The sequence below is a fragment of the Streptomyces sp. NPDC059743 genome, assembly GCF_042732975.1.
Lineage (GTDB): Bacteria > Actinomycetota > Actinomycetes > Streptomycetales > Streptomycetaceae > Streptomyces.
The window spans coordinates 286,339-312,387 of the sequence record NZ_JBHWGS010000012.1 but is presented as its reverse complement, the minus strand read 5'-3'; the positions used below and the strand labels follow the sequence as shown (position 1 = coordinate 312,387).

The 26,049-nt window shown below is 67.1% G+C and carries 18 protein-coding genes and 1 pseudogene; 10 read left to right on the top strand and 9 right to left on the bottom strand.

Going from position 1 to position 26,049, the window contains the following annotated elements; all coding sequences use genetic code 11:
* Positions 1-103: 103 nt before the first annotated feature.
* Together ACFV6H_RS22985 and dnaB are read right to left on the bottom strand one after the other, a co-directional pair.
* Positions 104-921, bottom strand: a pseudogene (locus ACFV6H_RS22985) (IS5 family transposase).
* 570 nt (positions 922-1,491) lie between these two features.
* A complete protein-coding gene (gene dnaB, locus ACFV6H_RS22980; protein ID WP_384987862.1) occupies positions 1,492-2,970 on the bottom strand; it encodes a replicative DNA helicase in 1,479 nt (492 codons plus the stop codon).
* Between the two features lie 422 nt (positions 2,971-3,392).
* Here dnaB and ACFV6H_RS22975 point away from each other — a divergent pair, with 422 nt between their 5' ends.
* The gene (locus ACFV6H_RS22975) at positions 3,393-4,730 is read left to right on the top strand and encodes an MATE family efflux transporter (RefSeq protein ID WP_385545049.1); all 1,338 of its coding nucleotides are present in this window, start codon (positions 3,393-3,395) and stop codon (positions 4,728-4,730) included.
* Between the two features lie 192 nt (positions 4,731-4,922).
* On the opposite strand, the gene rplI is transcribed toward ACFV6H_RS22975, so the two are convergent.
* From rplI to rpsF, 4 genes are all read right to left on the bottom strand, one after another.
* Entirely contained in the window at positions 4,923-5,369 is a 447-nt protein-coding gene (gene rplI, locus ACFV6H_RS22970) for a 50S ribosomal protein L9 (protein ID WP_093592846.1), read from the bottom strand.
* Between the two features lie 18 nt (positions 5,370-5,387).
* A complete protein-coding gene (rpsR, locus tag ACFV6H_RS22965) occupies positions 5,388-5,624 on the bottom strand; it encodes a 30S ribosomal protein S18 (RefSeq protein WP_003967857.1) in 237 nt (78 codons plus the stop codon).
* A gap of 43 nt (positions 5,625-5,667) precedes the next feature.
* On the bottom strand, positions 5,668-6,258 hold the full coding sequence (locus tag ACFV6H_RS22960) for a single-stranded DNA-binding protein (protein WP_384987866.1): 591 nt from the start codon (positions 6,256-6,258) through the stop codon (positions 5,668-5,670).
* A gap of 74 nt (positions 6,259-6,332) precedes the next feature.
* Positions 6,333-6,623 (bottom strand): 30S ribosomal protein S6, encoded by a 291-nt coding sequence (gene rpsF, locus ACFV6H_RS22955; protein ID WP_006604399.1) that lies wholly within the window; start codon positions 6,621-6,623, stop codon positions 6,333-6,335.
* Between the two features lie 272 nt (positions 6,624-6,895).
* Between rpsF and ACFV6H_RS22950 the strand changes: the two genes are divergently transcribed.
* From ACFV6H_RS22950 to ACFV6H_RS22940, 3 genes are all read left to right on the top strand, one after another.
* The gene (locus ACFV6H_RS22950; protein WP_093604750.1) at positions 6,896-7,210 is read left to right on the top strand and encodes a hypothetical protein; all 315 of its coding nucleotides are present in this window, start codon (positions 6,896-6,898) and stop codon (positions 7,208-7,210) included.
* A gap of 110 nt (positions 7,211-7,320) precedes the next feature.
* Positions 7,321-8,439 (top strand): lipid II:glycine glycyltransferase FemX, encoded by a 1,119-nt coding sequence (locus tag ACFV6H_RS22945; RefSeq protein ID WP_384784547.1) that lies wholly within the window; start codon positions 7,321-7,323, stop codon positions 8,437-8,439.
* Between the two features lie 113 nt (positions 8,440-8,552).
* A complete protein-coding gene (locus ACFV6H_RS22940) occupies positions 8,553-9,584 on the top strand; it encodes an alanine racemase (protein WP_384987868.1) in 1,032 nt (343 codons plus the stop codon).
* Between the two features lie 147 nt (positions 9,585-9,731).
* Here the strand turns inward: ACFV6H_RS22940 and ACFV6H_RS22935 are convergent, their stop codons facing one another.
* Both ACFV6H_RS22935 and ACFV6H_RS22930 read right to left on the bottom strand, forming a co-directional pair.
* Complete coding sequence (locus ACFV6H_RS22935) at positions 9,732-11,231, bottom strand: glycosyltransferase family 87 protein (RefSeq protein ID WP_385545039.1); 1,500 nt, start codon at positions 11,229-11,231, stop codon at positions 9,732-9,734.
* Positions 11,232-11,426: 195 nt separating this feature from the next.
* On the bottom strand, positions 11,427-14,123 hold the full coding sequence (locus ACFV6H_RS22930; RefSeq protein ID WP_385545036.1) for a transglycosylase domain-containing protein: 2,697 nt from the start codon (positions 14,121-14,123) through the stop codon (positions 11,427-11,429).
* A gap of 370 nt (positions 14,124-14,493) precedes the next feature.
* Between ACFV6H_RS22930 and ACFV6H_RS22925 the strand changes: the two genes are divergently transcribed.
* The 3 genes from ACFV6H_RS22925 to ACFV6H_RS22915 all read left to right on the top strand — a co-directional run bounded on the left by ACFV6H_RS22925 (position 14,494) and on the right by ACFV6H_RS22915 (position 17,778).
* On the top strand, positions 14,494-15,210 hold the full coding sequence (locus ACFV6H_RS22925) for a helix-turn-helix transcriptional regulator (protein WP_384987874.1): 717 nt from the start codon (positions 14,494-14,496) through the stop codon (positions 15,208-15,210).
* Between the two features lie 60 nt (positions 15,211-15,270).
* Complete coding sequence (locus ACFV6H_RS22920) at positions 15,271-16,353, top strand: inositol-3-phosphate synthase (RefSeq protein ID WP_384987908.1); 1,083 nt, start codon at positions 15,271-15,273, stop codon at positions 16,351-16,353.
* Between the two features lie 162 nt (positions 16,354-16,515).
* Positions 16,516-17,778 (top strand): MFS transporter, encoded by a 1,263-nt coding sequence (locus tag ACFV6H_RS22915; RefSeq protein WP_385545032.1) that lies wholly within the window; start codon positions 16,516-16,518, stop codon positions 17,776-17,778.
* A gap of 81 nt (positions 17,779-17,859) precedes the next feature.
* Here the strand turns inward: ACFV6H_RS22915 and ACFV6H_RS22910 are convergent, their stop codons facing one another.
* A complete protein-coding gene (locus tag ACFV6H_RS22910; protein ID WP_385545029.1) occupies positions 17,860-19,338 on the bottom strand; it encodes a CCA tRNA nucleotidyltransferase in 1,479 nt (492 codons plus the stop codon).
* A gap of 213 nt (positions 19,339-19,551) precedes the next feature.
* Here ACFV6H_RS22910 and ACFV6H_RS22905 point away from each other — a divergent pair, with 213 nt between their 5' ends.
* The 3 genes from ACFV6H_RS22905 to ACFV6H_RS22895 all read left to right on the top strand — a co-directional run bounded on the left by ACFV6H_RS22905 (position 19,552) and on the right by ACFV6H_RS22895 (position 25,955).
* Entirely contained in the window at positions 19,552-21,936 is a 2,385-nt protein-coding gene (locus tag ACFV6H_RS22905) for a DUF6049 family protein (RefSeq protein WP_385545026.1), read from the top strand.
* A 45-nt stretch (positions 21,937-21,981) separates the two neighbouring features.
* Entirely contained in the window at positions 21,982-24,120 is a 2,139-nt protein-coding gene (gene murJ / locus ACFV6H_RS22900) for a murein biosynthesis integral membrane protein MurJ (RefSeq protein ID WP_093594249.1), read from the top strand.
* 119 nt (positions 24,121-24,239) lie between these two features.
* Positions 24,240-25,955, top strand: a complete 1,716-nt coding sequence (locus tag ACFV6H_RS22895; protein ID WP_385545022.1) for a protein kinase family protein — start codon at positions 24,240-24,242, stop codon at positions 25,953-25,955.
* The last annotated feature ends 94 nt before the right edge of the window (positions 25,956-26,049 follow it).

Here is a 26,049-nt window from a genome sequence, read left to right as displayed (position 1 = left end):
CGCCAACCTCGTATCCGACCGCACCATCAACGTCTGAAAACAGGTCACGACCAGGCGAAACACGGCCCACCCGCTATCACGCACCAACTCGTAAGACCGTGTCCTATGTGGTGAGTCGGAGGAGTCGTTTGTAGCAGCAGAGGGCGGCGGCGAGGCCTAGGAAGGCCAGGTAGTTGCGGGGATGGCGTTCGTAGCGGTGGTTGAGCCTGCGGTAGCCGGTCAGCCACGACATCGTCCGCTCGATCACCCACCTTCAGCGTCCCAATCGTTCGCTGGATTCGATGCCCTTGCGGGCGGCACGGACGCCGATGTGTTTACCGCTAAGCCATTTCCGCAGGTCAGGCACGTCGTATGCTTTGTCGGCATGCAGTTTGCCGGGCTGATAGTGCCAGCCGTTTTCGGGGTCGTGTCTCGATTTGAGGCCTGCCACCATGGGCTTCAGTCCGAGGCTGTCGTGGGTGTTGGCGGCCGAGACGCCGACGACCAGGGGCAGTCCGTTCGCTTCCGACAGGACGTGCATCTTGGAACCCGGTTTGCCTCGGTCCACGGGCGACGGGCCTGTGTGTTCGCCCCCTTTTTCGCCCTCACGTGCGCGGAGTCGAGGACCACGCGGGAAAGGTCGAGCAGCCCGCACTCGTCGATCCTGTCGATGACGGCCTCGTGCAGCCACCCCCACACCCCGGCCCTGGACCAGATCACGAAACGCCGATGTGCCGTCGACTTCGAGATACCGAAGCAGGGCGGCAGAGCCCGCCAGGCACAACCACTCACCAGGACGTAAATGATCGCGGCGAACAGCGTCTCATCAGGGGTGTCCTGCGTCCCACCGCCCTGTCGCCGAACCTTCGACGGCGGGATCAACGGCTCCGCGATCTCCCACAGCCCGTCCGGAACAATCCAACTCCATGTACCCCGCCCCATGTTCAGCTCAACGAGCAATCTCCACATAGCACACGGTCTAAGCTCGTTCCGCTATCGCGAGATGCGGTCCGTGAAGCCACGGAGCTTCCACAAGGTGAGCCTCCTTACGGTACTTGCCGTGGTTGTGCGCATGCTGCTGCTGGGACTGTCATCGCTGCATGCCGAGCAAGCTCGTTGACCCCTTGCCCCAGGCTCTCGGGCAAGAAGCCCAGGGGAAGCCAGAACCGGGAGTCAGCACCCGTATCAAAACCCAACAGAGAAACTGCTAGGTATCGGCCGAATGTGCTTTGCGGAGTACGCCAAGGTCGATCTTCGACGCACTCACCGCGTCGACGACGAAAACTCACGGTCACAGACGCATCGTCCATCACACACCCCCAGCCCCCAGACAATCGCCTGCTCAGCCAAGGTGTCAGCGCTCCAGCCGTCGACGGGCCGGATCAGAATCCTCATCACTCGAAAGAGTGAAGGCTCCGACCAGCGAGTCTCACGACAGCGGCATAAGTGCCATCGTTGTGCCATCGCGGCTGAGACTGTGCCACGGAAGCTGAGACCCTACACCCGGCCGCGTCAGGTCTGTGCCATGTCCACGAAGCGGGAGTAGTGGCCCTGGAAGGCCACTGTGATCGTCGCCGTCGGGCCGTTGCGGTGCTTGGCCACGATGAGGTCCGCCTCGCCCGCGCGGGGGGACTCCTTCTCGTAGGCGTCTTCGCGGTGCAGCAGGATCACCATGTCCGCGTCCTGCTCGATGGAGCCCGACTCACGCAGGTCGGAGACCATCGGTTTCTTGTCCGTACGCTGCTCGGGACCACGGTTGAGCTGTGAGAGCGCGATGACCGGCAGCTCCAGTTCCTTGGCGAGGAGCTTGAGGTTTCGCGACATGTCCGAGACCTCCTGCTGGCGGCTCTCGGCGCGTTTCGAGCCGCCGGACTGCATGAGCTGGAGATAGTCGATGACCACCAGCTTCAGGTCGTTGCGCTGCTTGAGACGACGGCACTTGGCGCGGATCTCCATCATCGAGAGATTCGGCGAGTCGTCGATATAGAGCGGGGCCTGCGACACATCCGGCATACGGCGGGCCAGCCTGGTCCAGTCCTCGTCCGTCATCGTGCCGGAGCGCATATGGTGCAGCGCCACCCGGGCCTCCGCCGACAGCAGACGCATCGCGATCTCGTTGCGGCCCATTTCAAGGGAGAAGATCACGCTGGGCAGATTGTTCTTGATGGACGCGGCACGCGCGAAGTCCAGCGCGAGCGTGGACTTGCCCATCGCGGGACGGGCGGCGATGACGATCATCTGACCGGGGTGCAGACCGTTGGTGAGGGAGTCGAAGTCCGTGAAGCCCGTCGGCACACCGGTCATCTCGCCGCTGCGGGAACCGATCGCCTCGATCTCGTCGAGCGCGCCCTCCATGATGTCGCCGAGCGGCAGATAGTCCTCACTGGTCCGCTGCTCGGTCACCGCATAGATCTCGGCCTGGGCGGCGTTGACGATCTCATCGACATCGCCGTCGGCCGCGTATCCCATCTGCGTGATCTTGGTGCCGGCCTCGACCAGCCGTCGCAGCACCGCCCGCTCATGGACGATCTCCGCGTAGTACGACGCGTTCGCCGCGGTCGGCACCGACTGGACAAGTGTGTGCAGATACGAGGCGCCGCCGACGCGGGTGATCTCCCCGCGCCTGGTCAGCTCGGCCGCCACCGTGATCGGGTCGGCCGGCTCACCCTTCGCATAGAGGTCGAGGACCGCCTGGAAGACGGTCTCGTGCGCGGGCCGGTAGAAGTCATGGCCCTTGATGATCTCCACGACATCGGCGATGGCGTCCTTGGACAGCAGCATGCCGCCGAGGACGGACTGCTCGGCGTCGAGATCCTGCGGAGGAACCCGCTCGAAACCCGTCGATCCGCCGTCCCAGACCCCGGTGTCACGGCCACGCTCGTGCTGCTCCTCGCGGCCCCGGCCCTCACCACGGCGCTGCCGGGAGACAGGCAGACGGTCACTGGGACCGGCATCGGTCCAAGGCTCGTCCAATGGCTCGGGAATGCTCACCGGCCACCTCCTCACGTCCGCCCTGCGGACCTCGCCGTGCCACTCTTTCTACGGCACGACACTGACAAAACGAGAGGCCTGACTCCGGTTCCGGCGCGTCGGACGCCGGTCCACGGTAGGCCCGTCTGCACCGTCAGCCAATCTGGTTATCCACAGGCCATGTGGACGACGGACCAGATGCTGTGGAGAACCCCGGCGAACCTGTGCACGGACCGGGGGACAGCACTGTGGACAAAGTCATGGCAACCTCTTCGCACCCCATCTGAGCTGGCCTTTTTCCATCCACCGGCTGTGGGGAAGAAAAACTTTCCCGACTGGACCAAGATCAGAACAAACAGCGCACAGCAGAGCCCTCACCGAAGAGTCAGGTAAGGAGTCCAGTGGCATTGTGTCGCTTACCTGTGGAAGATTAGATTGACCGCATGACACAGGCCCCCGCGGGATCCAGAACCCTACCGCGACGGCACGACCGCGAGATCCTCGCCCTCGCCGTTCCCGCCTTCGGCGCTCTTGTCGCCGAGCCGCTCTTCGTGATGGTGGACAGCGCGATCGTCGGCCATCTTGGCACCCCGCAACTGGCCGGGCTGGGTATCGCGGCGGCCCTGCTCACCACCGCAGTGAGCATCTTCGTCTTTCTCGCCTACGCCACCACCGCGGCCGTCGCCCGCCGCGTCGGCGCCGGCGATCTCCAGGGCGCCATCCGTCAGGGCATGGACGGTATCTGGCTCGCCCTGCTTCTCGGCGCCGCCGTCATCGCCGCCACCCTGCCAACCGCACCCTGGCTCATCGATCTCTTCGGAGCGTCGGACACCGCCGCCCCGTACGCCATCACCTATCTGCGGATCTCCAGTCTGGGTATCCCGGCCATGCTGGTCGTACTGGCCGCGACCGGAGTACTGCGCGGGCTCCAGGACACCCGGACACCGCTCTATGTCGCCATCGGCGGATTCGGCGCCAACGCGGCGCTCAATGCCGTACTTGTCTATGGCGCCGGTCTCGGTATCGCGGGCTCGGCCTGGGGCACGGCCATCGCCCAGTGCGCAATGGCCGCTGTCTATCTCGTAGTTGTCGTACGAGGAGCGCGCCGGCACGGCGCCTCGCTGCGGCCCGACTCCGCCGGGATACGGGCCAGCGCGCAGGCCGGCGTACCCCTGCTGGTCCGTACGCTCTCGCTGCGCGCGGTACTGATGATCGCCACCGCGGTCGCCGCGCACCTCGGCGACGCCGATGTGGCCGCGCACCAGATCATCCTGTCGCTGTGGAGTCTGATGGCCTTCGCGCTCGACGCGATAGCGATCGCGGGCCAGGCGATCATCGGCCGCTATCTCGGCGCCGATGACATCAAGGGCGCCCGGGAGGCCTGCCGGCGCATGGTGCAGTGGGGAATCGTCTCCGGTGTACTGCTCGGCGCGCTGATCGTGCTCACGCGCCCGCTGTTCATCCCGCTCTTCACCGGCGACCAGGTAGTACGGGACACCCTGCTGCCGGCCCTGCTGGTCGTGGCCATCTCCCAGCCGATCGCGGGCATTGTCTTCGTACTCGACGGCGTACTGATGGGCGCGGGGGACGGCCCGTATCTCGCCGGAGCGATGCTGGTGACACTCGCGGTCTTCGCACCGGTCGCTCTGCTCATCCCCGCCCTCGGCGGCGGTCTGACGGCGCTCTGGTGGGCAATGGGACTGATGATGGCGGTCCGCATGCTGACGCTCTGGCTGCGCACGCGCTCCGGCCGCTGGCTCGTCACAGGTGCTACGCGCTGACACGGAGCACACCGACGCAGGGCGTCGGCAGCGGCCGCTGTTTCACGTGAAACATCCGGGAGCGAGACATCCGGGCTGCCTGTTTCACGCGAAGCCGCCTGTTTCACGTGAAACAACAGCGGCAACAGCAAGAGGGCCGCACCCGGACGGATGCGGCCCTCTCCATGCTCTGCCGAGCGCCGAGCGCAGCGCTTACGCGGCGATGACCTCGATGCCGAGCTTCGCGGCGACCTCGGGGTGCAGACGCACAGACACCTGGTGCGAGCCCAGGGTCTTGATCGGCGCACCCAGCTCGATACGACGCTTGTCGACGTCCGGGCCACCGGCGGACTTGATCGCCGAAGCGAGGTCGGCCGGAGTGACGGAGCCGAAGAGACGGCCGGCGTCGCCGGAGCGAACAGCCAACCGCACCTTGACGGCTTCGAGGCGGGCCTTGATCTCGTTGGCCTGCTCGATGGTCGCGATCTCGTGGATCTTGCGGGCGCGGCGGATCTGCGCCACGTCCTTCTCGCCACCCTTGGTCCAGCGGATCGCGAAACCGCGCGGAACCAGGTAGTTGCGAGCGTAGCCGTCCTTGACGTCGACGACGTCACCGGCGGCACCGAGGCCTGAGACCTCGTGGGTGAGGATGATCTTCATGAGTCGGTCACCCTTCCCTTATCGCGCGGTGGACGTGTAGGGCAGCAGCGCCATCTCACGGCTGTTCTTGACGGCCGTGGCGACATCACGCTGGTGCTGCGTGCAGTTGCCGGTGACGCGGCGGGCACGGATCTTGCCGCGGTCGGAAATGAACTTCCGCAGCATGTTCGTGTCCTTGTAGTCCACGTACTGGGTCTTGTCCTTGCAGAAAGCGCAGACCTTCTTCTTAGGCTTGCGCACAGGCGGCTTCGCCATGGTGTTTCTCCTGTGTGATCAAGAAGTGGGGTACGGGCCCGCCCTAGAAGGGAGGCTCGTCCGAGTAGCCGCCGCCGGAGCTTCCGCCCCAGCCGCCTCCATTGCCCCCGCCGCTCTGCGGCTGCTGGCCGCCACCGGCCGGCGCGCTGGTGGCCCACGGGTCGTCGGCGGGAGCACCGCCACCGCCCTGCGGAGCTCCACCACCGGGGCCGCCGCCCCAGTTGCCGCCGCCGCCCTGGCCACCGCCGTAGCCGCCCTGGCCACCGCGACCGGTGGTCTTGGTGACCTTGGCCGTGGCGTTCTTGAGGCTGGGGCCGACTTCCTCGACATCCAGCTCGTAGACCGTGCGCTTGACGCCCTCGCGGTCCTCGTACGACCGCTGCTTCAGCCGGCCCTGCACGACGACGCGCATGCCTCGCTGGAGCGATTCGGCGACATTCTCCGCCGCCTGACGCCAGACCGAGCAGGTCAGGAACAGGCTCTCGCCGTCCTTCCACTCATTGGTCTGACGGTCGAATGTGCGAGGAGTGGACGCGACGCGGAACTTCGCGACCGCCGCACCGGACGGGGTGAAGCGCAGCTCGGGGTCGTCGACGAGATTGCCGACGACCGTGATGACGGTCTCGCCTGCCATGGGTGAACCTCTCGGCGGGGATTGCTTCTGGCTGCTTGCTGCTGCTCGGACCCGATGACCGCTGAGCTAGACGCTCAGTGGGTCTCGGGACGGAGGACCTTGGTCCGGAGGACCGACTCGTTCAGGTTCATCTGTCGGTCGAGCTCCTTGACGACCGCAGGCTCAGCCTGAAGGTCGATGACCGAGTAGATGCCCTCGGGCTTCTTCTTGATCTCGTAAGAGAGACGACGACGGCCCCAGGTGTCGACCTTCTCGACCTTTCCGTTGCCCTCACGGACGACGGAGAGGAAGTTCTCGATCAGCGGGGAGACAGCGCGCTCCTCGAGATCGGGGTCGAGGATGACCATCACCTCGTAGTGACGCATGTGGAACCCACCTCCTTTGGACTCAGCGGCCACGGTCGTTCCGTGGCAGGAGGGTCGTGATGCGTGAGCAACGGTATCGGCCGCCACTGACAATCCGGCTCGCTGATACAAGAGATCGTGTGTGGCCTGGGCAGACACCGGTGCAGACCGTACAGACTACCCGCACTGCGGCTTCCGCTTGAAATCCGGCCGCCCTCGGCCGCAATCTGTACACATCGGGTGTGTGCGACGCTACGATGCGCCGCCTTCCGGCTATGGCCAGGAGGTGCCACATGGCACAGGCAATGCGACCGAACTCCGCCACCTCTCTCTTCTCCACCGACGGCAAGCGCCATCCTCGCCAGGACACACTGGTCGCGGTGACGCTGACGCTGGGACTTCTCGCCTTTTTCTCGGCCTTCTTCTACAACCTGCATCTGCTCAGCTCATGGGCCGGACTGGTCGGGATCCTGACGGGCGCGTACGGACAGTTCATCTCCGTGACGACCCGTGAACGCTTCCTCACCATCCTCGGGCTGGGAGCCTCGGCGGTCGGCTTCTTCCTCGGAATGGCACACGGCGGACTGTTCGGCGGAGTCCTCGGCTGACGGCCGCTCCGCACAGGGCCAGACCGGGCGCTCCATCGGCGCAGTAGGCTTCGGCGCGAGAGCCGGAGCCCCTGTATCCATGGGGACACACCTGCCGAGGAGCGCCCCGCATGAGCCTGACCCTGAGGACCATCAGCCGAGAGCAGCATCTGGCGTACATCCAGAACCTGCCCGCGGCGAGTCATTGCCAGGTCCCGGCATGGGCTGACGTCAAGACGGAGTGGCGCTCCGAGAACCTGGGCTGGTTCGACAAGAACGAACAGCTCGTCGGCGTCGGACTGGTGCTCTACCGTCAGCTCCCCAAGATCAAGCGGTATCTGGCGTATCTGCCCGAGGGCCCGGTGATCAACTGGTACGCCCCCAATCTGGACGACTGGCTCCAGCCGATGCTGGCGCACCTCAAGCACCAGGGCGCCTTCTCCGTGAAAATGGGCCCGCCGGTCGTCATCCGCCGCTGGGACGCGGGCGCCATCAAGTCCGGTATCCAGGACCCGGACGTCAAGCGTCTGCGCGATGTCGAGGCCACGCACATCGAGCCGCGTGCCTTCGAAGTGTCCGACCGGCTGCGCAAGATGGGCTGGCAGCAGGGCGAGGACGGCGGCGCCGGCTTCGGGGACGTACAGCCGCGCTATGTCTTCCAGGTGCCGCTCGCCAACCGCTCGCTGGACGATGTCCTCAAGGGCTTCAACCAGCTCTGGCGGCGCAATATCAAGAAGGCGGAGAAGGCCGGCGTCGATGTCGTCCAGGGCGGCTACAACGACCTCGCCGAGTGGCAGCGGCTCTACGAGATCACGGCCGAGCGCGACCACTTCCGGCCGCGCCCGCTCTCGTACTTCGAGCGGATGTGGTCCGTCCTGAACGCCGAGGACCCCAACCGGATGCGCCTCTACTTCGCCCGGCACGAGGGCGAGAACGTCGCGGCGGCGACGATGCTGATCGTCGGCGGCCATGTCTGGTACTCCTACGGCGCGTCCGCCAACCACAAGCGCGAGGTCCGGCCCTCGAACGCGATGCAGTGGCGGATGCTGCGCGACGCCTATGCGATGGGCGCCACCGTCTACGACCTGCGCGGTATCTCCGACTCGCTCGACGAGACCGACCATCTCTTCGGTCTGATCCAGTTCAAGGTGGGCACCGGCGGCGAGGCCGTCGAGTACATCGGCGAGTGGGACTTCCCGCTCAACAAACTGCTCCACAAGGCGCTCGACATCTACATGTCGCGCCGTTAACCGCGATGATGGGCCGCGGACACGTGCGGTGGACATTCCGTAAAGCCCTCAAGACCCCCAAGCCCACCCATATCCTTCCTGCACCGCAGACCCGAGAAAGGTTCCGGACCGGCATGGCGCTCTCCCTCTACGTCGACACCGCGCGCTGGCGGGCGCACCAGAAGTCGGTCATCGAGCAATTCCCGGGGCTTGTCCCGGTCTGCAAGGGCAACGGCTACGGCTTCGGCCATGAGCGTCTCGCCGACGAGACCACGCGCTTCGGCTCCGACATGCTCGCCGTCGGCACCATCTACGAGGCCGCCCGGATCAAGGACTGGTTCAGCGGTGACCTTCTGGTGCTCACTCCCTTCAGGCGGGGCGAGGAGCCGGTTCCGCTGCCCGACCGCGTCATCCGCTCCGTCTCGTCCGTCGACGGAGTCTTCGCGCTGGTCGGCGCCCGTGTCGTCATCGAGTGCATGTCCTCCATGAAGCGCCATGGCGTCAAGGAGGAGGAGCTGGGCCAGCTCCACGCGGCCATCGAGGACGTACGTCTGGAAGGCTTCGCCCTGCACCTCCCGCTCGACCGTACGGACGGCTCCGACGCGGTCGAGGAGGTCATCGGCTGGATGGACCGGCTGCGCGCGGCACGGCTCCCTCTGCACACCATGTTCGTCAGCCATCTGCGCTCCAGTGAGCTGGCCCGGTTGCAGCAGCAGTTTCCGCAGACCCGTTTCCGCGCCCGTATCGGAACGCGGCTGTGGCTCGGCGACCACGAGGCCACCGAGTACCGCGGCTCCGTCCTGGATGTCACCCGGGTCGTCAAGGGCGACCGGTTCGGCTACCGCCAGCAGAAGGCCGCCTCCGACGGCTGGCTGGTGGTTGTCGCGGGAGGTACGTCCCATGGCGTCGGCCTGGAGGCTCCCAAGGCCCTGCACGGCGTGATGCCTCGCGCCAAGGGCGTCGCCCGGGCCGGTCTGGCCACGGTCAACCGCAATCTGTCGCCGTTCGTCTGGGCCGGGAAGCAGCGCTGGTTCGCCGAGCCGCCGCATATGCAGGTGTCGATCCTGTTCGTGCCCTCCGACGCCGACGAGCCCAAGGTCGGCGACGAGCTGGTGGCCCATCTTCGCCATACGACGACCCAGTTCGACCGTCTCGTCGACCGCTGACTCAGGCTCGCGGCCCCCGACGCCCCGCACCGCCTCGCACCGCCCTCAGAGCGCCCTCTCAGGCGCTCTGAGCGTCTGAGAGGCGCAGGAGCTCAGGAGCGGGAGAATGAGCCGGAGAGACCTGGAGAAGCCCCCGTCGAACCGCTCTCAGGCCTCTCCGGGTGGCCGCATGCCCCACTCGACGCGCGGCGCCTGCACTGTCTGAGCCGTGTGAGCCGCGTGCTCCAGCGAGCGGCGGGCCTGTCCGAGTACGAACACGTCCTTCGCGCCGTCCAGCACGCCGCCCGAGGGGTCGTCCGTACCGTCCGTCCGTACACCGTCCCGCTCGGGCAGCAGGGCGTCCCGTACGACCAGCGCGCACAGATACAGCGTGCCCGCCAGATGCAGGGCGATGGCGAGCTGGTACCCCTCCGTGGGCAGGCCCTTGTGGGCGTCGCCGCTCGTCGTGTACGCGAGGTACATCCAGATGCCCAGGTAGTACATGACCTCGCAGGTCTGCCAGATCAGGAAGTCCCGCCAGCGTGGCCGCGCCAGGGCGGCCAGCGGAATCAGCCACAGTACGTACTGCGGCGAGTAGACCTTGTTGGTGAGGATGAACGCGGCGACGACCAGGAAGGCGAGCTGCGCGAAACGCGGCCGGCGCGGGGCCGTCAGGGCCAGCAGCCCGATGCCTCCGCACGCCAGCACCATCAGCACCATCGCATAGGTGTTGACGGTCTCGACCTCCAGTGACTTGCCCGTGCGCTGTGTGATGATCAGCCAGAAGGAACCGAAGTCCACCTGCCGCTCCTGGCTGAAGGTGTAGAACTTCTTCCATCCCTCCGGCGCGAGCACCATCACCGGCAGATTCACCGCCAGCCACGCGCCCGCGGTGCCCAGCAGGGCCGTCCCGTACTCCCGGAACCTCCCGGCCCGCCAGCACAGCACGAACAGCGGTCCCAGCAACAGAACGGGATAGAGCTTGGCGGCGGTCGCGAGCCCGATGAGGATGCCGAAGGCCAGCGTCCGGCCGCGGGACCACATCAGCATCGCCGCGGCGGTGAGCGCCACGGCCAGCAGATCCCAGTTGATGGTGGCGGTGAGCGCGAAGGCGGGCGCCAAGGCGACCAGCAGGGCGTCCCAAGGGCGGCGCCGGTGGGTGCGGGCGACACAGACCGCGATGACCACGGCGCAGATCATCAGCATCCCCGCGTTGACCATCCAGTACATCTGCTCGCGGTACTGGATGGAGCCGCCCGGTGTGAGCCAGGAGGCGACCTCCATAAAGAGGCCGGTCAGTACCGGGTACTCCAGGTACTGCATGTCGCCGTTCAGCCGGTCGAAGTACGGCACCAGATTGTCGGCGAAACCGCGCCCCAGATAGAGATGCGGAATGTCCGAATAACAGGCGTGGGTGTACTGCGAGCTGGCGCCCCGGAACCAGGCCCATTCGTAACAGGGCATCTTCTGCGCCATGCCCAGCGCAAACATGCCGATCGCCACCAGTGCGACCACACGCACGGGCGTGAGCCGGCTGCTGCCGAGCCAGGCCCAGCGCCCGACCGGGCCCCCGATCAGCTCGCTGCCGGCCGCGGCGATCTCGTCCCGCCGGGTGGGGGACACGACCGACCGGTCCTGGTGCACGGTTGTCTCTTCTGCGCTCGGCATGGCGCCCATCCTGCCGTACGGGGCTGTGGACGCGGCGAGGGCCGCCGCACGGTACGCACAGTGAGTCTGTACGTAACCGGTGCGACGGCCCTCGTGTCGGGCACGTCGGACGCTGCCGGAGGCGGACGCCGTCAGGCGCAGGACCGTCAGCCGGGCCGAGCGGCCACCGCTACTCCCGGTCCTGGCCCCGGACGGCTACCCTCCGGCGCCGCCGAAGATGCCGCCACCGCTGCCGTCCTGGCCGCCCGGATCGGTGCCGGTCGCCGTCGGCGACGAGCTGACCCCGCCGTTGCCTCCGCCGTTGTTGCCACCCTGATTGCCGCCTCCGTTGGCGCCGCCCGGATTGCCTCCGCCGTTGTTGCCACAGCCGAAGATCTGCTCACAGGTGTCGCTCGGGGAGGGCGGCGTCTCGGACGGGGTCTCGGACGGCGTCTCGGAGGGAGTCTCCGACGGCGTCTCGGACGGAGTCACGCTCGGAGTCGGTGTCGGGCTGGCGGCGCCTCCGCCGTACCAGACCTCACCGATGGGCTCGGGCTTCGGGAACGCCTTGACCGGCTCGTTCTTCAGCGCCTCCGCCATGTAGTCGTGCCAGATCTCGGACGGGAACGACGCACCGTGGATCGACTCCTGATCACCGGTGCCGTACATCTGCAGGAACTTGCGATTCTTGTTCTTCGCGTCGTCGTCCATCCGGTACATGTCGATGGCGGTCGAGAGCTGCGGCGTGTAGCCCACGAACCAGGCCGACTTGTTGCCGTCGGTGGTACCGGTCTTGCCGGCCACCTCACGTCCTTCGAGCCGGGCGTTCTTGCCCGTGCCTTCCTCCACCACGGTCTTCAGGACATCCGTGACATTGTCCGCGACCGCGGCCGAGAACGCCGTCTTCCCTCCCGCCGCGTCATGCTTGTAGAGGCTCTTGCCGGCCTTCGTCACCTCGGTGACGGAGTACGGATCGCGCTGCTTGCCGCTGGACGCGAACGTGGCGTAGGAGGCCGCCATCCGGATGGCGCTGGGATCGGAGATACCGATCGAGAACGACGGCACATCGGACTTGGCGAGAGAGCCCTCCAACAGGCCCGCCCTGATCGCGGAGTCGCGCACCGCCGGAATGCCGACGTCCATGCCGAGCTGGACGAAGGGGGAGTTGGCGGACTCGCGCATCGCCTCACGCAGATTGATGTCGCCGTACGACTCATCGCCGTCGTTGGTCTGGAGCCACTCCTTCCCTTCCTCGTTGGTCCAGATCGAACCGTCGTAGTTCTTGATCTTCAGCTTGTTGTCGCCGTTGTAGATCGTCTTGTCCGGCGAGACCGGAGTGCGCTGGTCCAGGCCCTGGTCCGGCTGGCCCTGAGGATCGCGCACGCCCTTCTCCATCGCCGCGGCCAGTACATACGGCTTGAAGGTCGATCCGACCTGCGCGCCTGTCTGGTCGGCGTTGTTGGTGAAGTGCTTGGTGGCGTCCTGGCCGCCGTAGATCGCGACGATCTTGCCGGTCGCCGGCTCGACGGAGGCGCCGCCGAACTGGACGTGCTTATCCTCGGGACGCTTCTTGGGGTCGATATTGGCGTCGTAGACCTTCTCGACCGCTGTCCTGAGCTGCTCGACCTTCTTCTTGTTGAAGGTCGTGTGGATCTCGTAGCCGCCCGTGGTGAGCTGATCGGTCGTGATGCCGTGCTCGTTGTTGTTCACGAAGTACGCCTTGGCGAGGTCGACCAGATAGCCGATCTGCCCACCGAGCTGCGCGTTCTTCTTCGGCGGGTCCGGCATCGGGAAGTCGGGGTACTTGGCGCGCACGGCGGCGTCGAGATGCTCGTCCTTGACCATCTCGTCGAGAATCCACGACCAGCGCTTCGTGGCCCGCTCGGTATTGGCCTCGACGGTGGCGGACGGATCGATCTCGGTGGATCCGGCGGGGTCGTAGTAGGTCGCGCCCTTGAGGAGCGAGGCAAGAAAGGCGCACTCGCTCGGGTTCAGTTTCGAGGCGTCCTTGCCGTAGTACGTACGGGCCGCCGCCTGGATTCCGTAGGCGCCGCGTCCGTAGTACGAGGTGTTCAGATAGCCCGCCAGGATTTCGGGCTTCTCCATGTCCGTGCCGACCTTCATGGCGATGAACATCTCTTTGAACTTACGGCTGAGAGTCTGGCTCTGGTCACCGAGCCGGGCGTTCTTGACGTACTGCTGGGTGATGGTCGAGCCACCCTGTGTGTCGCCGCCCATGGCCATGTTGAACAGCGCCCGGCCGACGCCCATGAAGTCGACGCCCGGGTCCTCGTAGAAGGACTTGTTCTCCGCGGAGATCACCGCGAACTGCATCGCCTTGGGGATGCTTTCGATCCCGACGATCTGCCGGTTGACCTCACCACCGGTGGCGACCATCTGAGTGTTGTCGTCCCAGTAGTAGACATTGTTCTCGGCCTGCGACGCCTGGCTGTCCTTGGGCACCGAGACCACGGCGTACGCGATCGTCCCCGCGGCGAGGAGGGAGCCGAGGAAGCCGATCGACAGAGCGGTGGTCTGCTTCCAGGACGGCACCCACCGGCGCCAGCCGTACTTGCCGTAGCGCGGATAGTCGATCAGCCGTTTCTTGCCCGGCTGACCGCCGCGGCCGGGCCCTTCGGCCCCGCCGCCACCGCCCCGCCGGCCGCCGCCGGGCCCGCCTCGGCCCGGCCCCCCGGCGTCCGGCGCGCGTCGACGGCCGCCCCGCTGGGCGGCACGCCTGGCGGCGGCACGTCCGCCGTAGGGGCGCTCCTCCTCGTACGGATCGGAGTGCGAAACCGAAGCGGTTTCCTGGGAAGGGGCAGCGCGGCGGCCTGATGGCTGCTGGGCCGCACGCCTGGCCGCGGCACGTCCGCCACCCTGCGGCTGCGGTTGTTTGCGACGGTGCTCGCTCATCGAACGACTACTCCTCGGGCAGGCGCGGACGCCTGGAAACGGCAGTTGAGTTCCGGTCCCCCCGAAATGAATACGGACCAGCCCGGTTGGGAGCTCATCCGGCAGACAGCCGGTAAGCCGACAGTCTTGACGCTCAGCCGCGTCGTTCGGTTCCCAGTGGTCTGCATGCCGCACAGACTACGCACGGTCAAAAGCCTCCGAGAGCCGAAGTTCGTCTCAAATCAGGCAAGTTGCTTCCTGAGAATTGTCAATGTGACGCCGTTCACCTTGACCCCACTTGTCCCAACTGCATCTCCGCTCTATCGTCGGGATGTATCGAGTCGATACATCAGAACGCCATAAGGGTCCCGGACGGTGGAGGAGGCGAAGGGTGAGCAGACGCTCGGGCATCCTTGAGTTCGCTGTCCTCGGTCTGCTCCGCGAGTCCCCTATGCACGGCTATGAGCTGCGAAAACGGCTCAACACCTCGCTGGGGATCTTCCGGGCCTTCAGTTACGGGACGCTCTATCCCTGCCTCAAGACGCTGGTCGCCAACGGCTGGTTGATCGAGGAGCCGGGCAGCGCCCCCGAGGACGCGCTCGCCGCCTCACTGGCGGGGCGCCGCGCCAAGATCGTCTATCGGTTGACGGCGGAAGGTAAGGAGCACTTCGAGGAACTCCTGTCGCACACCGGTCCCGATGCCTGGGAGGACGAGCACTTCGCCGCTCGGTTCGCCTTCTTCGGCCAGACGGAGCGCGAGGTGCGGATGCGGGTGCTGGAAGGGCGGCGCAGCAGGCTGGAGGAGCGTCTGGACAAGATGCGCGCCTCCCTGGCCCGTACGCGCGAGCGCCTCGACGACTACACGCTTGAGCTCCAGCGCCATGGAATGGAGTCCGTGGAGCGCGAAGTGCGCTGGCTGAACGAGCTCATCGAGAGCGAGCGAGCGGGACGGGACCAGCGACGGTCCGGCCCCGAAGGCCTCGCCGAGCAGGAAGACACACCGGGGAAAGCGGATGGCCTGCCCCGGCACCGGGACGCTGCTTCTTCCGGGGGCACGCCCCCGGGACGTCCCGGCCCGCCGGATCCGTCCGCGGACACCACCAAGTGAGGTCCTGCATCTCCGCAGGGTCTCATCATGAACACTGAGATCACACAGGGAGCAACCGGAATGGGTTCGGTTCGCGTAGCCATCGTCGGCGTGGGCAACTGCGCCGCCTCGCTGGTGCAGGGCGTCGAGTACTACAAGGACGCCGACCCGGCGGGCAAGGTACCGGGTCTGATGCACGTCCAGTTCGGCGAGTACCACGTGCGGGACGTCGAGTTCGTGGCCGCCTTCGACGTCGACGCGAAGAAGGTCGGCCTCGACCTCGCGAACGCCATCGGCGCCAGCGAGAACAACACCATCAAGATCTGTGATGTGCCGACCACGGGCATCACCGTCCAGCGCGGCCACACCCTCGACGGTCTGGGCAAGTACTACCGCCAGACGATCGAGGAGTCCCCCGAGGCACCGGTGGACATCGTCCAGACGCTCAAGGACAAGCAGGTCGACGTCCTCGTCTGCTATCTGCCCGTGGGGTCCGAGGCCGCGGCGAAGTTCTACGCGCAGTGCGCCATCGATGCCAAGGTCGCCTTCGTCAACGCCCTTCCGGTCTTCATCGCCGGCACGAAGGAGTGGGCGGACAAGTTCACCGAGGCCGGTGTCCCGATCGTCGGTGACGACATCAAGTCCCAGGTCGGCGCGACCATCACGCACCGCGTCATGGCAAAGCTCTTCGAGGACCGGGGCGTCGTCCTGGACCGCACGATGCAGCTCAACGTCGGCGGCAACATGGACTTCAAGAACATGCTCGAGCGTGAGCGCCTGGAGTCCAAGAAGATCTCCAAGACGCAGGCGGTCACCTCCCAGATCCCCGACCGCGACCTGGGTGCGGACAATGTCCACATCGGCCCGTCGGACTATGTCGCCTGGCTCGACGACCGCAAGTGGGCGTATGTCCGCCTTGAGGGCCGCGCCTTCGGCGATGTCCCGCTGAACCTGGAGTACAAGCTCGAGGTCTGGGACTCCCCGAACTCTGCGGGTGTCATCATCGACGCCGTGCGTGCCGCGAAGATCGCCAAGGACCGCGGCATCGGCGGCCCGATCCTGTCGGCGTCCTCGTACTTCATGAAGAGCCCGCCCGTGCAGTACTTCGACGACCAGGCGCGTGAGAACGTCGAGAAGTTCATCCGGGGCGAGGTCGACCGCTAACGGTCGCTTTCCCCTGCACGAGCCATAGGTGAGTCATACGAGAAGGGTCTCCGGCAGCCGTCCGGTGACCCTTCTCGTATGTCCCGCCGAGGTTGTCCCAGCGAGGTGTCCTCGCATGTCCCGCTGAAGGTTCCGGCAGAGGCATGTGTGACGCTGGCTCACATGCCTGTCGGACGTGATCTGCGTGTGCTCCTGCGCCTCAGCGCTTTCCGCCGGCTGCTCGCGGTCCGTCTGCTGTCCCAGGCGGCCGACGGAGTCTTCCAGGTCGCGCTCGCCACCTATGTCGTCTTCTCGCCGGAGAAGCAGACCTCGCCCGCCGCGATCGCCTCCGCCATGGCGGTACTGCTGCTGCCATACTCACTGGTCGGCCCGTTCGCCGGTGTGCTGCTCGACCGCTGGCAGCGCCGCCAGGTCTTTCTGTACGGCAATCTGCTGCGGGCCCTGCTGGCGAGCTGTACGGCGCTGCTGATCCTGGCCGCCGTGCCCGACTGGTGCTTCTATGTCTCGGCGCTGTCCGTGACCGCCGTCAACCGGTTCGTTCTCGCCGGACTTTCGGCCGCCCTGCCGCGTGTCGTCGACAGAGACCGTCTCGTCCTCGCCAACTCCCTCTCCCCGACCGCCGGCACGCTCGCCGCCACTGCGGGAGGCGGTCTCGCCTTCGCCGTACGGCTGGCCGTCTCGGACTCCGATGCCGCCGTGATGCTGCTGGGCGCCGTCCTCTATCTCTGTGCGGCACTCACCTCGCTGCTGCTGGCACGCGAACTGCTCGGTCCCGAGAAGGCGCTCACGCAGACACGCCTGGGCGCCGCGCTGGCCTCCACCGCGCGTGGACTCGTGGGCGGACTCCGGCATCTCAGGGAACGGCGGGCAGCGGCGGGCGCGCTGGCCGCCATGACGGTGATGCGCTTCTGCTACGGAGCGCTCACCGTGATGGTGCTGATGCTCTGCCGGTACGCCTGGACCGACCAGGACTCCGACGGACTGGCGCTGCTCGGCCTCGCTGTCGCCGTCTCCGGGGCGGGCTTCTTCACCGCCGCGGTGCTGACCCCGTGGACGGTGGGCCGGCTCGGACCGTATGGCTGGATGGCCGTGTGCTCAGGCACGGCTGCCCTTCTCGAACCCGCCCTGGGGCTGCCCTTCGCTCCCGTGCCCACGCTTGTGGCCGCATTCGTTCTCGGGCTGATCACACAGGGCGCGAAGATCGCCACGGACACGGTGGTACAGACGGCGGTGGACGACGCCTTCCGCGGCCGGATCTTCTCGCTCTATGACGTCCTCTTCAATGTGGCCTTCGTCGGCGCCGCCGGGGTCGCCGCGCTGATGCTGCCTCCGGACGGCCGATCGGTGCCACTCGTACTGACGGTGGCCGTTCTCTATGCGGCCGTCGCCGTGGCCCTGACGCGCGGAAGGCGATGTTTCACGTGAAACATCGCCTTCAAAGCACACACCGCGCGGGTCATGTTTCACGTGAAACATGACCCGCGCGGGTCCTAGACCCACGCGGATCTAGCTCTGGGCGGCCTTCTGCGTGGCCCACCACTCCTTGAGGGCAGCGACAGCCGCGTCATGCTCCATCGGCCCGTTCTCCAGCCGTAGCTCCAGCAGGAATGTGTAGGCCGCGCCGATCACCGGGCCTGGGCCCACATCCAGAATCTCCATGATCTGGTTGCCGTCCAGATCGGGCCTGATCGCATCCAGCTCCTCCTGCTCCTGAAGCTGGGCAATGCGCTCCTCCAAACCGTCGTACGCGCGGGAGAGCGCGCTCGCCTTGCGCTTGTTGCGCGTAGTGCAGTCCGAGCGGGTCAGCTTATGGAGCCTGTCCAGCAGTGGACCGGCGTCACGCACGTACCGCCGCACCGCCGAATCGGTCCACTCGCCGGTCCCATAGCCATGGAAGCGCAGATGCAGCTCCACCAATCGCGAGACGTCCTTCACCAGATCGTTGGAGTACTTGAGCGCGGTCAGCCGCTTCTTGACCATCTTCGCGCCAACGACCTCATGGTGGTGGAAGGAGACCCGGCCGTCCTGCTCGAAGCGCCGTGTCCTGGGCTTGCCGATGTCATGCAGCAGAGCGGCCAGCCGCAGCACCAGATCCGGCCCGTCCTCCTCCAGATCGATGGCCTGCTCCAGAACGGTCAGCGAGTGCTCGTACACATCCTTGTGCCGGTGGTGCTCATCGCTCTCCAGCCGCAGAGTCGGCAGCTCCGGCAGCACGCGGTCGGCGAGCCCGGAGTCGACGAGCAGCGCCAGCCCCTTGCGCGGATGTGCGGAGAGGGCCAGCTTGTTCAGTTCGTCACGCACCCGCTCGGCGGAGACGATCTCGATCCGGCCGGACATCGCTTTCATGGCCGTGACCACATCCGGGGCCACCTCGAAGTCCAGCTGCGCGGCGAACCGCGCGGCCCTGAGCATCCGCAGCGGATCGTCGGAGAAGGACTCCTCAGGAGTACTGGGCGTACGCAGCACCCGCGCGGAGAGATCCTCCAGCCCGCCGTGAGGATCGATGAACTCCTTCTGCGGCAGCGCGACGGCCATCGCGTTCACCGTGAAGTCCCGGCGTACGAGGTCTTCCTCGATGGAGTTCCCGTAGGACACCTCAGGTTTGCGCGACGTCCGGTCGTAGGCTTCCGAACGGTAGGTCGTCACCTCGATCTGGAACCGCTGATCAGTGTCTCCGACACGGGCGTCCTTCTGGACACCGACCGTGCCGAAGGCGATCCCGACCTCCCAGACCGCGTCCGCCCATGGCCTGACGATCTTCAGAACATCCTCGGGACGGGCATCGGTGGTGAAGTCCAGATCATTGCCGAGCCGGCCGAGAAGGGCATCCCTGACCGAACCGCCGACCAGAGCGAGACCGAATCCGGCATCCTGGAATCGGCGCGCCAGATCATCGGCGACGGGGGAAACCCGCAGCAGTTCACTGACCGCGCGGTGCTGCACCTGGCTGAGTGCACTGGGACTGACTTCATTGGCGTTCGGCACAACAGAAAAGGGTACGTGCCCCGGCTGCCGCGAGCGGCCCGGTTTCCGGGCTCCCGGCCTCCGATGCACGGGATTCCGGCGGCGCATGAGATTCTTCCGATCATGTGGAGCAGTCCCCAGCACTTCGCCACAGCGCACATCGTTACCATGCGTGGACGCAGGAATCGACAGACCACCGACGGCAGCAAACGATGACGAGGGACGGGCGAGCGCGTGGCGGAGGCGGCAGACTTCCAGGGGATGGGTCACTCTCCTGCCCGCCGGTGGCTGCGGCGTACAGCCTCCCTGCTCGCCGGAGCGCCGCTCCTGGCGGGCCTGGTGGCCGGTACGGCGGCTCCAGCGGCCCACGCGGCCGTCGGCGCGCCGGCAGCCGATGGTTCCCGTACGGTCGCTGTGGCGCTCAACACACTGACGCCTGGCGCGCCGGTGCAGGGCGACACGCTCACGATCTCCGGCACGGTCACCAACAAGGGCAAGAAGACCATCACCGATGCCCAGGTGGATCTCCGGGTGGGTCCGCGGCTCTTCGGCAGAACCGCCATCGATGACGCCTCGGCCCGCTCCAGCGACTCCACGGGTGATACGGCCCCGATCGGCGACAAGTACAAGGTCACCATCCCGAAGCTCACTTCCGGGATCCCCCAGGACTTCACCCTCTCCGTACCGGTCAACAAACTCGGGCTCGACGACGAGGGTGTCTACCAGCTCGGTGTCTCGCTGACCGGCCAGACCTCCTCCGCGCCGTACGCCCAGTTGCTGGGCATCCAGCGCACCTTCCTGCCCTGGCAGCCCGAGGCCACCGAGAAGCGGACCGAGCTCACCTACCTCTGGCCGCTGATCTCGTCGACGCATCTCTCCGCGGAGACCGGCTCGGACGATCAGCAGACGCCGGTCTTCGAGAACGACGACCTCGCCGAGGAGCTGGCCCCCGGCGGTCGGCTGGAGCAGATGGTCTCCCTCGGCAACCAGCTCCCCGTCACCTGGGTCATCGATCCCGATCTGCTCGCGACCGCCGACGCGATGACCGGGAACTACAGCGTCCGGAGCGGGAACACCACCGTCCCCGGCACCAACCAGGCGATGGCCCTCAAGTGGCTCAACGAACTGGAGAAGGCCGTACAGGGCCGTAAAGTCGTCGCTCTGCCGTTCGGGGATCCGGATCTGGCGTCGCTGGCCCACCGCGGCAAGGACGTCTCCGGCGCGCTCAGCCATCTCCAGCCCGCCACGGATGTCGCCGGGAAGACCGTGGAGACCGTCCTCCATGTGAAGCCGTCCGTCGACTTCGCCTGGCCCGTGGACGGCGCGATCGATCCTTCGATCGTCGATGTCGCGACCTCGGCGGGCGCCCACCATGTCATCACCCGCAGCGACAGCCTCCAGGACAATCTCTCGTACACCGCCAGCGCCGCACGGCCCATCGGCGGCGGGACGACGGCCGTGGTCGCCGACAGCCGGCTCTCCACCGCCTTCCAGGGCGATATGACGGCGACGGGCAGCTCCACCCTGGCGGTGCAGAAGTTCCTCGCGCAGTCGCTGGCCCTGACTCTTCAGGAGCCCGACAACCAGCGCAGCATCCTGGTGGCCCCGCAGCGGATGCCGACGGCGGCCCAGGCACAGTCGATGGCGCGTGCGCTGCGCGGGCTGGACACCGAGCGCTGGACGGAGCCGTCCGATCTGATCACCGCGGCGGCGGCCACGCCCGACGACGATGCCACCACCAAGGTCCCCGGCTCCGGCCGTTACCCGAAGAAGCTGCGCGGCCAGGAGCTGCCCACGCAGGCGTTCCTCGACATCCAGAGGACGCAGAGCCGGCTGGACAACTTCAAGGCCATCCTGAGCTCACCGGACCGGGTGGCCGCGCCCTTCGGCAACGCGATCGGCCGTGCGGTGTCGACATCCTGGCGCGGCGACCGGGACTCGGCGCAGCAGTACCGCGACACGGTGGAGAGCTATCTGCTGGGCCTCACCAACGAGGTGCAGCTCATCCCGAAGTCCGTCCTCACCTTGTCCGGACGCAGCGCGACCATCCCGGTGACCGTTCAGAACAAGCTGGTGCAGGGCGTCCAGAATCTGACGCTGCGCCTCACGTCCGAGAAGCCGACGCGCCTCAAGCTCGACGGCGGCGCGCGTATGGCGGAGCGGCCCATCAAGATCGACGGCGGGCACAGCCAGTCGGTGAAGTTCACCGGAGCGGGCAATGCCAACGGCCCGGTCCAGGTGACCGCACAGCTCTACACCGAGGACGGCAAGCTCTACGGCGGGCCCATGACCTTCCAGGTCAGGGTCTCCGAGATCACGCCCACCGTGATGCTCGTCATCGCCGGCGGTGTGCTCCTGCTGGTCCTCGCCGGTGTCAAGATGTACAGCCAGCGCAAGCGGGCGGTGGCCCGTAAGGCCGCCGCCGGGCCCATGGACGTCGGCACCGGCACCGCCGACGGAGCCGCTGCCGACGGCACGGAGGGCCCGCACGACACGAAGGACACGGACGCCGCGCGGGCCGTGGAGGACACGGAACCCGTGCAGCCGAGTGACCCGACACCGGACACCGCACCAGAAAGCGCGGACGCGTCGGGCCCGGGTGAGAAAGTGGACCGTTGAGCGATGTCGTGGCCGGTCGGCCGGGGACGATGAGGTGGGGTAACCATGAACGCGCCGTACGACGGTGACCGCGGACAGGGCGCGGGCGGCGATCCGGCAGGCCAGGTTCCGCCTTCCGCGCCGTCCGCCCAGGATCCCTATGTCCAGGACGCCTACAACCGGGACCCCTACTGGGCGCAGGACCTCTCCGCGCAGGATCCGGTGACCGAGGCGCTGTACGACCGCGCCTCGCACCCGCCTCCGCCGCCGGGCACCTATCCGGATCCGCAGACGCTGTACCAGCAGCCGCCCGCGCAGCAGTACGCCCCCGATCCGCGTGTCTGGGCGCAGACCCCGCCGCCCGAGCCCTCCGGTCCCTCCCGTCGTCTGCCGTACGGGGACGACCCGAGGACCACCCAGTACACGGGCGTCGACGACCTTGTCTCCTGGGCCGGTGACGAGATCCCGGAGCAGGACGCGTTCGCGCATCTCTACCGCGACCAGCAGGGCACGGGGCAGACACTCACCGAGCCGGAACCGGTGGCCGCGCCCGCTCCGCCTCCGGCGAAGAAGCAGGGCAAGGCCGCGGGACTGCTCAAGTCGAGTGCGGTGATGGCCGCGGGCACGCTGGTGTCCCGGCTCACCGGCTTCGTACGGAGCCTGGTGATCACCGCCGCCCTGGGCGCCGCGCTGCTCGGTGACTCCTTCACCGTCGCCTACACCCTGCCGACGATGATCTACATCCTCACCGTCGGCGGCGGCCTCAACTCCGTCTTCGTACCGCAGCTCGTGCGGGCGATGAAGAACGACAAGGACGGCGGCGTCGCCTACGCCAACCGGCTGCTGACGCTCGTCATGGTGGCGCTCGGCGCGATCGTGGCCCTCGCCGTGTTCGGGGCGCCGCTGCTGGTCCGGCTGATGTCGGACACCATCGCCGGCGATCCCGCCGCCAACAACGTGGCCGTCACCTTCGCCCGTTACTGCCTGCCCACGATCTTCTTCATGGGTGTGCATGTGGTGATGGGCCAGATCCTCAACGCGCGCGGGAAGTTCGGCGCGATGATGTGGACTCCGGTCCTCAACAACATCGTCATGATCGCCACATTCGGTCTCTTCATCTGGGTGTACGGCACCGCCGCCGACTCGGACATGACGGTCAAGACCATCCCGGCGGACGGAGTGCGGCTGCTGGGCATCGGTACGCTGCTCGGCCTCGCCGTCCAGGCCCTGGCAATGATCCCGTATCTGCGTGAGACCGGGTTCCGGTTCCGCCCGCGCTTCGACTGGAAGGGCCACGGCCTGGGCAAGACGGTCAAGCTGGCCAAGTGGACCGTCCTGTTCGTCCTCGCCAACCAGGCCGGCGTGCTCGTCGTCACGCAGCTCGCCACCGCCGCCGGTGAAGCCTCGGGCAAGGACGGCACCGGCATCCTCGCCTACAGCAACGCCCAGTTGATCTGGGGCATGCCGCAGGCCATCATCACCGTCTCGGTCATGGCCGCGCTGCTGCCGCGGATCTCCCGCGCCGCCCACGACGGCGATCCGGGCGCGGTCCGCGACGACATCTCCCAGGGGCTGCGCAATTCGGCGGTCGCCATCGTCCCGATCGCCTTCGCGTTCCTCTCGCTCGGCGTTCCGACGTCCATCCTGATGTTCTCGTCCAGCGGTCTGGAATCGGCACGGTCCATGGGCTTCATCCTGATGGCGTTCGCCCTCGGACTGATCCCCTACTCCGTGCAGTACGTGGTGCTGCGAGGCTTCTACGCCTACGAGGACACCCGGACCCCCTTCTACAACACCGTCATCGTCGCCGTGGTCAACGCCGCGGCCTCGGCCGGCTGCTATGTGGTGCTGCCGTCCCGCTGGGCCGTGGTCGGCATGGCCGCCTCGTACGGTCTGGCCTACGCGGTCGGTGTCGGTATCGCCTGGCGCAGGCTGCGGAACCGGCTGGGCGGGGATCTGGACGGCGGGCGCGTTCTGCGTACGTACGCCCGGCTCTGCCTGGCGTCTGTTCCCGGAGCCCTCGCGGCCGGCGCGCTCGCGTATGTCGTCCTCAACACGCTCGGCAGCGGCGCTCTGGCGTCGCTGGTGGCACTGATCGGCGGTGGCATCGTCCTGCTGGGCATCTTCTTCGTCGCCGCGAAGAAGATGCGGATCGAAGAGCTGAACTCCATGGTCGGTATGGTGCGCGGACGTCTCGGCCGGTAGAACGGCGCGGCCGAGCACAACCATCGTCGGCTGCCGCGTGTCGTGCATAGCGTCCGACTGTGGGCACAATTGGCTTGGCTGTTGGATAGCGCGCAACGGATGGGGAGGCAGGAGCGACGGTGGCGGAACGTAGCACGGCTGCCGTCGACGTGGCCGACAACAGCGGTGATGAGCCGCTGACCGCCAAGGCGGACAAGGCCACGGCCGACGGGGTGGCGAAAGCCCAGGACACGGCGGAGAAGTCCGCACCGGACACGGGCAGCGAGCAGCGGAGCTCCGTGCCGGGCATCGCAACGCCCGAGCTGCACAGCGGCCATAAACTCGCCAGACGCTACCGCCTGGAGGAGTGCGTCACCCGTCTGGACGGTTTCAGCAGCTGGCGTGCCGTGGACGAGAAGCTGCGCCGTGCCGTCGGCGTGCATCTCCTCCCCGCCGACCATCCGCGGGCCCGTTCCGTGCTCGCGGCGGCCCGCTCCGCCGCCCTGCTCGGCGACCCGCGCTTCGTCCAGGTCCTGGACGCCGTCGAGGAGAACGACCTCGTCTATGTCGTCCACGAGTGGCTGCCGGACGCCGTGGAACTCACCGCTCTCCTCGCCGCGGGGCCGATGGAGGCCCATGACGCCTATCAACTGGTGAGCCAGGTCTCCCAGGCCATGGCGGCGGCCCACCGCGAAGGCCTCGCCCATCTGCGGCTGACTCCCGGAGCTGTCCTGCGGACATCCACCGGTCAGTACCGGATCCGCGGTCTGGCCGTGAACGCCGCGCTGCGCGGGATCCGCGCCGACCGGCCGCAGCGCACCGACACGGAGGCCATCGGCGCGCTTCTCTACGCCGCGCTGACACAGCGCTGGCCGTACGAGACCGATGCCTACGGTCTCTCCGGCCTGCCCAAGGGTGTCGGGCTGATCGCGCCCGACCAGGTGCGCGCGGGAGTCCATCGCGGTCTCTCGGAGCTCGCCATGCGGGCCCTGATCAATGACGGCGCCACCGCGTCCCGTCAGGAGCCGCCGTGCACCACCCCGGACGAGCTGGCCGCCGCGGTCGCGGAGATGCCCCGTATCCGCCGGCCGGAGCCCACCTTCACGGCCCCGCCGGAGTACCAGCGCACCACCTATCAGCAGGGCACCTACGGGCGCACACAGGCGGGCCTCGGAGCGATGCCCACTCCGCCGGTGGTGCCTCCGCCGCCCCCGCTCCAGGGCCGTACCGGCAAGGCCCTCAAGTGGACCGTCGCCGCGCTCCTCATCGCCGCCCTGGGCCTCGGAAGCTGGCAGGTCGCCGACCGCCTTCTGGACGGGGGAAACACAGGGAACGACGCCCCGCCCACCGAGACCACCACCGGAGACGGGGACAAGCCGGCCAAGCCCGTGAAGCCGCTCCGGATCGCCGGCGCGACCGAGTTCATGCCCAGCGGGACCGGAATAAAGCCCGAACTCGCACCGAACTCCGTGGACGGCGACTCCGGCACCGCCTGGATCACAGCGCAGTATCAGAACTTCCCGAACTTCGGCAATCGCCCGGACCGCAAGGAAGGCAGCGGAATCATCGTCGACCTGGGCAGCGTGCAGGACGTGTCCGGTATCGACATCGACATGTACCGCAGCGGCCAGAAGGCCGACGTACTCGCCGCCGGCCCGGACGCGTCGGCACCGACCGGCCTCTCGGACTTCTCTCAGCGCCTCACCAAGTTGGAGACGGTCGGAAAGACCCTGAAGCGCGCGCTCGACAAGCCCGTGCGAACCCGATACGTATTGATCCACATCACCGAACTGCCTCGTGACGGGTCCGCCGACCGCTTCCGCGGGGGCATTTCGGATATCAACCTACTCAGCTGAGACAGCATCACATCTAAGCTTGGCGTTTATCGTCCGTGGTCGAACATGGCCTCGAACTTGCTGACGTTTTCTGCTGAGTGCCGGACATGAAAGC